At 60.7% G+C, this 9002-nt stretch carries 19 protein-coding genes; all 19 read left to right on the top strand.

The features are described 5' to 3' along the window. The first annotated feature begins 14 nt into the window (after window positions 1-14). The 19 genes from tuf to rplR all read left to right on the top strand — a co-directional run bounded on the left by tuf (window position 15) and on the right by rplR (window position 8995). The gene (gene tuf / locus E8L03_RS01345; RefSeq protein WP_171266355.1) at window positions 15-1208 is read left to right on the top strand and encodes an elongation factor Tu; all 1194 of its coding nucleotides are present in this window, start codon (window positions 15-17) and stop codon (window positions 1206-1208) included. A 3-nt stretch (window positions 1209-1211) separates the two neighbouring features. Then, complete coding sequence (gene rpsJ, locus E8L03_RS01350; RefSeq protein ID WP_144306369.1) at window positions 1212-1523, top strand: 30S ribosomal protein S10; 312 nt, start codon at window positions 1212-1214, stop codon at window positions 1521-1523. 11 nt (window positions 1524-1534) lie between these two features. After that, window positions 1535-2161, top strand: a complete 627-nt coding sequence (gene rplC / locus E8L03_RS01355; RefSeq protein WP_144306370.1) for a 50S ribosomal protein L3 — start codon at window positions 1535-1537, stop codon at window positions 2159-2161. A 22-nt stretch (window positions 2162-2183) separates the two neighbouring features. Then, a complete protein-coding gene (gene rplD / locus E8L03_RS01360; RefSeq protein ID WP_144306371.1) occupies window positions 2184-2804 on the top strand; it encodes a 50S ribosomal protein L4 in 621 nt (206 codons plus the stop codon). Window positions 2805-2894: 90 nt separating this feature from the next. After that, entirely contained in the window at window positions 2895-3185 is a 291-nt protein-coding gene (gene rplW / locus E8L03_RS01365; RefSeq protein ID WP_144306372.1) for a 50S ribosomal protein L23, read from the top strand. A 4-nt stretch (window positions 3186-3189) separates the two neighbouring features. Next, on the top strand, window positions 3190-4020 hold the full coding sequence (gene rplB, locus E8L03_RS01370) for a 50S ribosomal protein L2 (protein WP_144306373.1): 831 nt from the start codon (window positions 3190-3192) through the stop codon (window positions 4018-4020). A 14-nt stretch (window positions 4021-4034) separates the two neighbouring features. Further along, window positions 4035-4316: a 30S ribosomal protein S19 gene (gene rpsS / locus E8L03_RS01375; protein WP_144306374.1), complete on the top strand. Its 282-nt coding sequence runs from the start codon at window positions 4035-4037 to the stop codon at window positions 4314-4316. Between the two features lie 29 nt (window positions 4317-4345). Next, complete coding sequence (gene rplV, locus E8L03_RS01380) at window positions 4346-4687, top strand: 50S ribosomal protein L22 (protein ID WP_144306375.1); 342 nt, start codon at window positions 4346-4348, stop codon at window positions 4685-4687. 8 nt (window positions 4688-4695) lie between these two features. Then, window positions 4696-5337, top strand: coding sequence for a 30S ribosomal protein S3 (gene rpsC, locus E8L03_RS01385; RefSeq protein ID WP_144306376.1), 642 nt, complete (start codon window positions 4696-4698; stop codon window positions 5335-5337). A 1-nt stretch (window position 5338) separates the two neighbouring features. Next, window positions 5339-5752, top strand: coding sequence for a 50S ribosomal protein L16 (rplP, locus tag E8L03_RS01390; protein ID WP_144306377.1), 414 nt, complete (start codon window positions 5339-5341; stop codon window positions 5750-5752). A 1-nt stretch (window position 5753) separates the two neighbouring features. Next, window positions 5754-5948 carry a 50S ribosomal protein L29 gene (rpmC, locus tag E8L03_RS01395; protein ID WP_144306378.1) on the top strand — a complete coding sequence of 65 codons (195 nt, stop codon included), beginning with the start codon at window positions 5754-5756 and terminating at the stop codon, window positions 5946-5948. A gap of 3 nt (window positions 5949-5951) precedes the next feature. Next, window positions 5952-6215, top strand: coding sequence for a 30S ribosomal protein S17 (gene rpsQ, locus E8L03_RS01400; RefSeq protein WP_144306379.1), 264 nt, complete (start codon window positions 5952-5954; stop codon window positions 6213-6215). 10 nt (window positions 6216-6225) lie between these two features. Beyond that, the gene (gene rplN / locus E8L03_RS01405) at window positions 6226-6594 is read left to right on the top strand and encodes a 50S ribosomal protein L14 (RefSeq protein WP_144306380.1); all 369 of its coding nucleotides are present in this window, start codon (window positions 6226-6228) and stop codon (window positions 6592-6594) included. 10 nt (window positions 6595-6604) lie between these two features. After that, the gene (gene rplX / locus E8L03_RS01410) at window positions 6605-6928 is read left to right on the top strand and encodes a 50S ribosomal protein L24 (RefSeq protein WP_144306381.1); all 324 of its coding nucleotides are present in this window, start codon (window positions 6605-6607) and stop codon (window positions 6926-6928) included. A gap of 10 nt (window positions 6929-6938) precedes the next feature. Next, window positions 6939-7478 carry a 50S ribosomal protein L5 gene (rplE, locus tag E8L03_RS01415; protein WP_144306382.1) on the top strand — a complete coding sequence of 180 codons (540 nt, stop codon included), beginning with the start codon at window positions 6939-6941 and terminating at the stop codon, window positions 7476-7478. A gap of 12 nt (window positions 7479-7490) precedes the next feature. After that, window positions 7491-7676 carry a type Z 30S ribosomal protein S14 gene (locus tag E8L03_RS01420; protein WP_144306383.1) on the top strand — a complete coding sequence of 62 codons (186 nt, stop codon included), beginning with the start codon at window positions 7491-7493 and terminating at the stop codon, window positions 7674-7676. Window positions 7677-7686: 10 nt separating this feature from the next. Then, on the top strand, window positions 7687-8070 hold the full coding sequence (gene rpsH / locus E8L03_RS01425) for a 30S ribosomal protein S8 (protein ID WP_144306384.1): 384 nt from the start codon (window positions 7687-7689) through the stop codon (window positions 8068-8070). An 11-nt stretch (window positions 8071-8081) separates the two neighbouring features. After that, complete coding sequence (gene rplF / locus E8L03_RS01430) at window positions 8082-8618, top strand: 50S ribosomal protein L6 (RefSeq protein ID WP_144306385.1); 537 nt, start codon at window positions 8082-8084, stop codon at window positions 8616-8618. Between the two features lie 14 nt (window positions 8619-8632). After that, a complete protein-coding gene (rplR, locus tag E8L03_RS01435; RefSeq protein WP_144306386.1) occupies window positions 8633-8995 on the top strand; it encodes a 50S ribosomal protein L18 in 363 nt (120 codons plus the stop codon). Window positions 8996-9002 lie beyond the last annotated feature (7 nt).

Consider the following 9002-nt stretch of genomic DNA (forward strand, 5'->3'; position numbering starts at 1 on the left):
AGGAGTCTGACATCATGGGCAAAGCCAAGTACGAACGCAGTAAGCCGCACGTCAACGTGGGCACAGTCGGCCACATCGACCACGGCAAGACCACCCTCACGGCGGCCATTACCAAGATCCTCTCCATGAAGGCCGGTGGCAGCTACATCGCCTTCGACGAGATCGACAAGGCCCCCGAGGAGAAGGAGCGCGGCATCACCATCGCCACCGCTCACGTGGAGTATGAGACCGACAAGCGCCACTACGCACACGTGGACTGCCCCGGCCACGCCGACTACATCAAGAACATGATCACCGGTGCGGCGCAGATGGACGGCGCCATCCTGGTGGTCGCCGCCACCGACGGCCCCATGCCGCAGACTCGTGAGCACATCCTGCTCGCCCGTCAGGTCGGCGTGCCGTCCCTGGTTGTCTTCCTGAACAAGGTGGACCTGGTGGACGACCCCGAGCTTCTGGAGCTGGTCGAGCTCGAAGTCCGCGAGCTGCTCACCAGCTACGAGTACCCGGGCGACGACATTCCGGTGGTCCTGGGTAGCGCGCTCAAGGCTCTTGAGTGCGACACCCCGGACGACGAGGCAGCCAAGCCGATCTTCGAGCTGATGGAAGCTCTGGACAGCTACATTCCCGAGCCCGAGCGCGACATCGACAAGCCGTTCCTGATGCCCATCGAGGACGTGTTCTCCATCTCCGGCCGCGGCACCGTGGTGACCGGTCGTGTTGACCGCGGCGTCATCAAGGTGGGCGAGGAGATCGAGATCGTCGGCATGAAGGACACCGTGAAGACGACCTGCACGGGCGTCGAGATGTTCCGCAAGATCCTGGATCAGGGTCAGGCCGGCGACAACGTGGGTGTTCTGCTGCGCGGCATCAAGCGCGAGGATGTGGAGCGCGGCCAGGTTCTGGCGCGTCCGGGCACCATCACCCCGCACCGCAAGTTCAAAGCCGAGGTGTACGTGCTCTCCAAGGAAGAGGGCGGCCGTCACACGCCGTTCTTCTCTGGCTACCGTCCGCAGTTCTACTTCCGTACCACGGACGTGACCGGCGTGATCACCCTGGAAGAGGGTGTGGAGATGGTCATGCCCGGCGACAACGCGACCTTCAACGTCGAGCTCATCGTCCCCATCGCCATGGAGAAGGGTCTGCGCTTCGCGATTCGCGAAGGCGGCCGCACCGTCGGCGCCGGCGTTGTCTCGGAGATCACGGAGTAAGACATGGTTTCTTCCGACCGTATTCGTATCAAGCTCAAGGCTTACGATTACCGCATTCTGGACAAGGCGGTTGCTGAGATTGTGGACACGGCGCGCAATACTGGCGCCGGCATTGGCGGCCCCGTGCCCCTGCCGACGAACATCCACAAGTTCACCGTCAACCGCAGCCCGCACGTGGACAAGAAGTCCCGCGAGCAGTTCGAAATGCGTATTCACAAGCGGCTCCTGGATATCCTCGAGCCCACTCAGCAGACCGTCGACGCACTTGGCAAGCTTTCGCTGCCCGCCGGCGTGGATGTCGAGATCAAACTGTAGCGAGGCGCGCCATGGCACTCGGCATACTTGGACGCAAACTGGGCATGACCCGTATCTTCAACCAGGACGGCACGGCTGTTCCGTGCACCGTGGTTGAAGCCGGCCCCTGCCCTGTGATTCAGATCAAGAATCCCGACACGGACGGCTACTCCGCCATCCAGGTAGGGTTCGACGCAGTACCGGAGCGGAAGGTCAACAAGCCCCAGCAGGGCCACCAGAAGAAGGCCGACAAGGGCCTCTTCCGCATGCTCCGCGAGTTCCGCATCGCCAACGTGGACGAGTACGAACTCGGCCAGGAGCTTACGGTGGAACTGTTCAACCCCGGTGAGAAGGTCAAGGTTTCCGGCACCTCCATCGGTAAGGGTTTCCAGGGCGTCATGAAGCGCTGGAACTTTGGCGGCTCCCCCGCGAGCCACGGCCACGAGAAGGTGCACCGCAAGCCCGGCTCCGTGGGCCACGCAACCTTCCCCAGCAAAGTCTTCAAAGGCAAGAAGATGCCTGGACAGATGGGCAACAAGACCGTGACGACCGGCAACCTCGAAGTTGTCGACGTTCGTCCCGAGGATAACCTGCTCATCATCCGCGGCGCTGTGCCCGGGCCCCGCAACGGCCTGGTCATGATCTTCAAGAAGTCCTGAGGCGACGAGAGAGGACAGGCACATGCCTACGATATCCGTATACGACCAGACCAAGAAAGAAGTGGGAACGCTGGAGCTCGCCCCTGAAGTCTTCGAAGTGGCCATCAAGCCCGAGATCCTGCATCTCGTGGTGCGCCATCAGGAGACCATCCGCCGCGCCGGCACCCACGCCACCAAGAACCGCGCCAAGATTTCCGGCGGCGGTAAGAAACCCTGGCGCCAGAAAGGCACCGGCCGCGCACGCGCCGGTACCACTCGTTCGCCCCTGTGGCGGCACGGCGCTACTGTGTTCGGCCCCCAGCCCCGGGAGTACGGCTTCAAGGTCAACAAGAAGATCAAACAGCTCGCCATGAAGATGGCTCTGTCCTCGCGTTTTGCCGAGGAGAAGCTGATGATCGTCAAGGGCTTTGAGCTTCCCGAGGCGAAGACCAAGAACTTCGTTGATGTGAAGAACGCTCTCGGCGCAAAAAAAGTCTTGATTGTTGTGGGGGAAGAGGATAACACTCTCTCTCTTTCGGCAAGGAATGTTCCCGGCGTAACGGTGCTGACCAAAGACACATTCGGTGTTCGCGATATCCTCGTGCACTCCGAGCTGATCCTCACCGAGGACGCCGCCAAGGCCGTGCAGGAGCGGTTGAGCTAGCACGAACGACCGCTTCCAGAGAAGCCCGGGGGGCTTTTTTTTGTACCCCTCGGTCCCGCACGCGGAGCGTCAGTAATAGAGGACGAACAAATGGACTACACACAAATACTCTTAAAGCCGCTCATCTCGGAGAAGGCCACCCTCTCCAAGGAGTTCGCCAACCAGGTCGTCTTCTACGTCCACCCCAAGGCGAACAAGATCGAGATCAAGAAAGCTGTTGAGCAGGCTTTCGACGTCAAGGTGGAAGGCGTCAATGTGGTCCGCAAGCGGCCTTCGGTCCGGACGCGTTTCGGCCGCGCCGTTGGCAGGCAATCCGGCCACAAGAAAGCGTACGTGACGCTCGCGCCGGGCGAGAAAATCGAGTTCTTCGAGGGAGTGTAGCGAAATGGCTGTACGCAAATTAAAGCCTACGTCTCCGGGTCGGCGGTTCCAGACGCTTGCCGATTTCACGGAGATCACCGCGGTCGAGCCCGAGAAGTCGCTCACCGTCGGTCTGACCAAAAAGTCCGGCCGCAACTCGTACGGCCGCGTGACGGCTCGCCGTCGCGGCGGCGGTCACAAGCGCCGTTACAGGATCGTCGACTTCAAGCGCCAGAAGACCGGCGTGCCCGCCAAGGTTGCGAGCATCGAGTACGATCCCAACCGCAGCGCGCGCATCGCTCTTCTGCACTACGCCGATGGCGATAAGCGCTATATCCTGGCCCCTGTGGGCGTTCGCCCCGGCGACACGCTGCTGTCCGGCGATACGGCTGACATCAAGCCTGGCAACGCGCTGACCCTGTCGCGCATCCCCGTGGGCACCATCGTGCACAACGTGGAGCTGCACCCGGGCAAGGGCGGCCAGATTTGCCGCGCTGCCGGCACCTACGCCCAGCTCGTGGCCAAAGAAGGAAAGTACGCGCTGCTGCGCCTGCCCTCGGGCGAGGTGCGCCGCGTCCTGTCCGCCGGTGCCGCCACGGTCGGCCAGGTGGGCAACCTGGATCATGAGAACATATCCCTGGGTAAGGCCGGTCGCTCCCGTTGGAAAGGGAATCGGCCCAAGGTCCGCGGCGTCGCCATGAACCCGATCGACCACCCCCTGGGTGGTGGTGAGGGCCGTTCTTCCGGCGGCCGCCATCCGGTCTCCCCCTGGGGTAAGCCTACCAAGGGCTACAAGACCCGTAACAAGAAGAAATCTTCGAGCAAGCTCATCGTCAAACGCCGCGGTGAGAAGTAGGAGAGAGGGACAACATGCCCAGGTCGCTCAAGAAAGGTCCTTTTGTGGACGACCACCTGATCAAGAAAGTGGAGCGCGCCGGCGAGTCCGGCGACCGCCGGGTCATCAAGACCTGGTCGCGCCGCTCCACCATCGTGCCCGAAATGGTCGGTATGACCTTTGCGGTGCATAACGGCAAAAAATTCATCCCGGTATTCGTGACCGAAAACATGGTAGGCCACAAGTTGGGCGAGTTTTCGCCTACCCGTACCTACCATGGGCACGCCGCCGACAAGAAGTCCAAAGCCAAGCGGTAGCCGGCTCTACGAGTAAGGAGTGAAGGACCATGGAAGCAAGAGCGACCGCCAAATACATGCGCATTGCCCCTCGCAAGGCGCGGCTCGTGGCGAAGAACGTCAAGGGCCTGCCTGTCGAGGAGGCGGTGAACATCCTGAAGTTCACACCGAAGAAAGCGGCAAAGGTTCTGAATAAAGTGCTTGATTCCGCTGTAGCCAACGCCGAGCAGCTTGGCGGCGTGGACGTGGATAGCCTGGTCGTCAAGCAGATCATCGTTGACGAAGGCCCCACGTGGAAACGTTTCATGCCCCGCGCCATGGGCCGTGTGAACAGGATACTCAAGCGAACCAGCCACATCACTGTCGTGGTGGAAGAAGGCGAGGAAGCATAGGTAACGCTATGGGTCAAAAAGTTCATCCGTACGGATTCCGGCTCGGCTACAACAAGAATTGGCTGTCGCGCTGGTACTCCAAGAAAGATTATCCGAGTTACGTCTTCGAGGATCACAAGATCCGCACCTTTGTGAAGAAGACGCTGTACCACGCCGGAGTCTCCAAGATCGAGATCGAGCGCGCAGGCGGCAAGATCCGCCTGATCATCCACACCGCCCGTCCCGGCATCGTCATCGGCCGCAAGGGCGTGGAGATCGAAAAGCTCCGCAGCGATCTGCGCCGGAAGTTCGGCAAGGAGTTCGGCATCGAGGTCAATGAGATCCGCCGCCCCGAAGTGGACGCACAGCTCGTGGCCGAGAACATTGCCATGCAGCTCGAACGCCGCGTCGCTTTCCGCCGCGCCATGAAGCGCACGGTGAGCCTGGCCCGCAAGTTCGGCGCCGAAGGCATCAAGGTCTACTGCGCAGGTCGTCTGGCCGGCGCCGAGATCGCGCGCTCTGAATGGTACCGTGATGGCCGCGTGCCGCTGCACACCCTGCGCGCAGATCTGCAGTTCGGTGTAGCACGCGCCAACACCACCTATGGTGTCATTGGTGTGAAAGTTTGGATCTACAAAGGCGACATCCTCGACCAGGAAACGGAGCAGTAAGATGCTTTCCCCGAGAAGAATCAAATTCAGAAAGCAGCAGAAGGGTCGTCTGCGCGGCAAGGCGCTCCGCGGCAACTACGTTGCTTTCGGTGATATCGGCCTGAAGACGCTGGAACACGGCAAGATCTCCAGCCAGCAGATCGAGGCCGCCCGTGTGGCCATGATGCGCCACATCAAGCGTGGCGGTAAGGTCTGGATCCGCGTTTTCCCGGACAAACCCGTAACCGCGAAGCCTGCTGAAACTCGGCAGGGTAAAGGTAAGGGTGCTCCGGTGGGCTGGTGCGCGCCGGTGAAGCCGGGCAAGGTCCTCTACGAGATCAAGGGCGTTAGCCTGGAGCTCGCCAAGGAAGCCCTGACCCGCGCAGCGCACAAGCTCCCTGTGAAGACGGCCATTGTGCTGAGGGAGGGCCTCTAGGATGCAAGCGAACGAATTCAACAAGCTCTCTCACGATGAGCTGAACGCCAAGCTCGCTTCCTTCCGCGAAGAGCTCTTCAACCTCCGCTTCCAGCACGCCACGGCGCAGCTGGAGAACACGGCGCGGATTCCGCAGGTCAAGAAGAACATTGCGCGGATTCTCACCGTGCTCAGCGAAAAGCAGAAGGGGGCCTAAGCCATGGCCGAGACCCATAAGTCGAGCAAGCGGGTGCTGGTTGGCAAGGTTGTCAGCGACGCCAACGACAAGACCATTGTCGTGACCGTTGACACCGTGGTGAAGCATCCCTTGTACAAGAAGTATATCAGCCGGCGTAAGAAATTCATGGCGCACGATCCTGCCAACGAGTGCAAGATCGGCGACAAGGTACAGATCATCGAGAGCCGTCCGCTTTCGCGCCGCAAGCGCTGGCAGCTGGTGCAAGTACTCGAGAAGGCTGTCTAGGGGTAGAGTCATGATTCAAGTGGAAAGCAATCTGGACGTGGCCGACAACTCCGGCGCCAAGCGTATCTCCTGCATCAAGGTTCTGGGCGGCAGCCGCCGTCGTTACGCCAGCGTGGGCGACATCATCGTCGTCTCGGTGAAAGAGGCCATGCCCCACTCCAAAGTGAAGAAGGGCGACGTGATGAAGGCCGTCGTGGTGCGCACCAAGAAGGAGCTGCGCCGTCCCGACGGATCGTACATCCGTTTCGACAACAACTCCGCGGTGCTGCTCAACAACCAGGGCGAGCCGGTGGGAACACGCATCTTCGGCCCCGTGGCCCGCGAGCTGCGCGCGAGGAACTTCATGAAGATCGTCTCGCTCGCGCCCGAGGTCCTCTAAGGTGAGCGCCATGAAGAAATATCGCATCAAGAAGGATGACCGCGTCATGGTCACCTCCGGCAAGGACAAGGGCAAGGTCGGTAAGATTCTGAATATCGACAAGAAGCACGACCGTGTCCTGGTTGAGAAGGTGAACATGGTGAAGCGGCACACCAAGGGCAACCCGTACGCGCAGCAACCCGGCGGCATCGTCGAGAAAGAGGCGCCCATCGCCATCTCCAACGTGATGCTTCTGTGCCAGGCGTGCACCGAGCCGACCCGAATCGGGTATCGTTTCACCGAGGACGGCAAGAAGGTGCGCTTCTGCAAGAAGTGCAACGAGATAGTGGATTAGGAGCCAAGCCATGACCAGGCTGGAACAAATATACCAGGAAAAGGTGTCGCCGGAGCTCTTGAAGGAGTACGGCTACTCTTCGCCCATGCAGATCCCGCGTCTGGAGAAGATCTCTCTGAACATCGGTCTGGGCGAGGGCAGTCAGAACCAGAAGATCATCGACGACGCCGTGGCGGAACTGACGAGCCTGTCCGCACAGAAGGCCGTTGTGACCCGGGCGAAGAAGTCCATCGCCTCGTTCAAGCTCAGAGAAGGCATGCCCATCGGCTGCCGCGTGACGCTTCGCCACGAACGTATGTGGGATTTTCTGGACAAGCTGGTGAACTTCGCGCTTCCGCGCGTTCGTGACTTCCGGGGCGTTCCGGACCGTGGATTCGACGGTCGCGGCAACTTTACCCTGGGAATCAAGGAACTCACCATCTTCCCGGAACTCGAAATTGATAAGGTGGAGTTTGTCAAGGGGCTCAACGTGACCATCGTGACCTCCGCCACCACCGATAAGGAAGGCAAGACCCTGCTGACACTGCTGGGTATGCCGTTCCGCAAGTAAGGAGGAGCCGTCTTGTCACGCACCGCACTTGAAGTCAGAGCGCGCCGCAAGGCAAAGTTCTCGTCGCGGCGTATGAACCGCTGCCCCATCTGCGGCCGGCCGCGTGCCTTCATGCGCAAGTTCGGCATCTGCCGTGTTTGTTTCCGCAACATGGCACTGGCCGGCGAACTGCCCGGCGTGCGCAAGTCGAGCTGGTAAGGAGCAGACGATGAATATATCCGATCCCGTCTCCGATATGCTCGCCCGCATCCGCAATGCGTTCCACGCCTTGCACAAAGATGTGGCCGTGCCGCGTTCGCGCATGAAAGAAGCCATCGCCGCCATCCTCCAGGATGAAGGCTACATCGAAGGCTTCACCACCGACGAGCGTACCATTACCCTGGAGCTCAAGTACGTGGGCGGCAAACCCGCGGTCGCCGGTTTGAAGAAGATTTCCAAGCCTGGTCGTCGTGTTTATGTCCCCGCTACGGATATCCCGCGCGTGCAGAATGGCCTTGGCATCTGCATCCTGTCCACGTCCAAGGGACTTCTCGCCGGCCAGAAGGCCACCGAAGCCCACGTGGGCGGCGAAGTCCTGTGTGAAATCTGGTAGAGGACAATACAATGTCTCGTATAGGCAAACTGACGATTCCGGTGCCCTCCGGCGTGGAAGTCCAGTTCAAGGACGATGAAATCCACGTCAAAGGCCCCAAAGGCGCTCTGACCACGCCGACGCACGAGTCCGTGAAGTACGAGCTCGAGGACGGTAACATCCGCGTGTCCCGCGCGGACGAATCCCGCCTTGCCCGTGCCCAGCACGGCCTGCGCCGGACCCTCCTGGCCAATGCCATCGAAGGTGTGTCCAAGGGCTTTGAGAAGTCCCTGGAAGTCATCGGCGTGGGCTACAAGGTCAACGTCAAGGGCAACACCATTGAGCTGGCCGTGGGCTACTCCCACCCCGTGCTCATGGAGCTGCCCAAGGGCATGGAGGCTAAGGTCGAAGGCAATAAACTCACCATCATGGGCATCGACAAGCAGATGGTGGGCGAGATGGCGGCGCGTATTCGCCGTGTTCGCGAACCCGAACCCTACAAGGGCAAGGGCATCAAGTACACGACCGAGACCATCCGTCGCAAAGCCGGTAAGTCCGGCGGCAAGTAAGAGGGATATGAATCATGAAGCTCAGCAAGGAACAAGCCCGCAGACGGCGCAAAATGCGCATCCGCAAGAAGATTCGCGGCACCTCCGAGCGGCCCCGTCTTGTCGTCTTCCGGTCCAACTCGTCTATCTACGCACAGCTCGTGGACGACAACGCCGGCGCGACCATCGCCGCCTCTTCCTCTCTGTCTCTGGGCAAAGCCAAAGGCGAGTCCATGAAGGCAAACAAGGATTCTGCGGCCGAAGTGGGCAAGGACATCGCCCGCCTCGCCAAGGAGCACAACATTGAAGAGGTGGTCTTCGACCGCAATGGGTACATCTATCACGGCCGCGTCAAATCCCTCGCCGACGGCGCCAGGGAAGGCGGGCTCAAGTTCTAGGAACGGC

Source organism: Oceanidesulfovibrio marinus (assembly GCF_013085545.1).
Classification (GTDB): Bacteria; Desulfobacterota; Desulfovibrionia; order Desulfovibrionales; family Desulfovibrionaceae; genus Oceanidesulfovibrio; species Oceanidesulfovibrio marinus.

What these genes read in the sequence shown, in the direction of transcription:
- tuf (WP_171266355.1), top strand. Translation starts at nt 15, where the DNA reads ATGGGCAAAGCCAAGTACGAACGCAGTAAGCCGCACGTCAACGTGGGC.
- rpsJ (WP_144306369.1), top strand. Translation starts at nt 1,212, where the DNA reads ATGGTTTCTTCCGACCGTATTCGTATCAAGCTCAAGGCTTACGATTAC.
- rplC (WP_144306370.1), top strand. Translation starts at nt 1,535, where the DNA reads ATGGCACTCGGCATACTTGGACGCAAACTGGGCATGACCCGTATCTTC.
- rplD (WP_144306371.1), top strand. Translation starts at nt 2,184, where the DNA reads ATGCCTACGATATCCGTATACGACCAGACCAAGAAAGAAGTGGGAACG.
- rplW (WP_144306372.1), top strand. Translation starts at nt 2,895, where the DNA reads ATGGACTACACACAAATACTCTTAAAGCCGCTCATCTCGGAGAAGGCC.
- rplB (WP_144306373.1), top strand. Translation starts at nt 3,190, where the DNA reads ATGGCTGTACGCAAATTAAAGCCTACGTCTCCGGGTCGGCGGTTCCAG.
- rpsS (WP_144306374.1), top strand. Translation starts at nt 4,035, where the DNA reads ATGCCCAGGTCGCTCAAGAAAGGTCCTTTTGTGGACGACCACCTGATC.
- rplV (WP_144306375.1), top strand. Translation starts at nt 4,346, where the DNA reads ATGGAAGCAAGAGCGACCGCCAAATACATGCGCATTGCCCCTCGCAAG.
- rpsC (WP_144306376.1), top strand. Translation starts at nt 4,696, where the DNA reads ATGGGTCAAAAAGTTCATCCGTACGGATTCCGGCTCGGCTACAACAAG.
- rplP (WP_144306377.1), top strand. Translation starts at nt 5,339, where the DNA reads ATGCTTTCCCCGAGAAGAATCAAATTCAGAAAGCAGCAGAAGGGTCGT.
- rpmC (WP_144306378.1), top strand. Translation starts at nt 5,754, where the DNA reads ATGCAAGCGAACGAATTCAACAAGCTCTCTCACGATGAGCTGAACGCC.
- rpsQ (WP_144306379.1), top strand. Translation starts at nt 5,952, where the DNA reads ATGGCCGAGACCCATAAGTCGAGCAAGCGGGTGCTGGTTGGCAAGGTT.
- rplN (WP_144306380.1), top strand. Translation starts at nt 6,226, where the DNA reads ATGATTCAAGTGGAAAGCAATCTGGACGTGGCCGACAACTCCGGCGCC.
- rplX (WP_144306381.1), top strand. Translation starts at nt 6,605, where the DNA reads ATGAAGAAATATCGCATCAAGAAGGATGACCGCGTCATGGTCACCTCC.
- rplE (WP_144306382.1), top strand. Translation starts at nt 6,939, where the DNA reads ATGACCAGGCTGGAACAAATATACCAGGAAAAGGTGTCGCCGGAGCTC.
- rpsH (WP_144306384.1), top strand. Translation starts at nt 7,687, where the DNA reads ATGAATATATCCGATCCCGTCTCCGATATGCTCGCCCGCATCCGCAAT.
- rplF (WP_144306385.1), top strand. Translation starts at nt 8,082, where the DNA reads ATGTCTCGTATAGGCAAACTGACGATTCCGGTGCCCTCCGGCGTGGAA.
- rplR (WP_144306386.1), top strand. Translation starts at nt 8,633, where the DNA reads ATGAAGCTCAGCAAGGAACAAGCCCGCAGACGGCGCAAAATGCGCATC.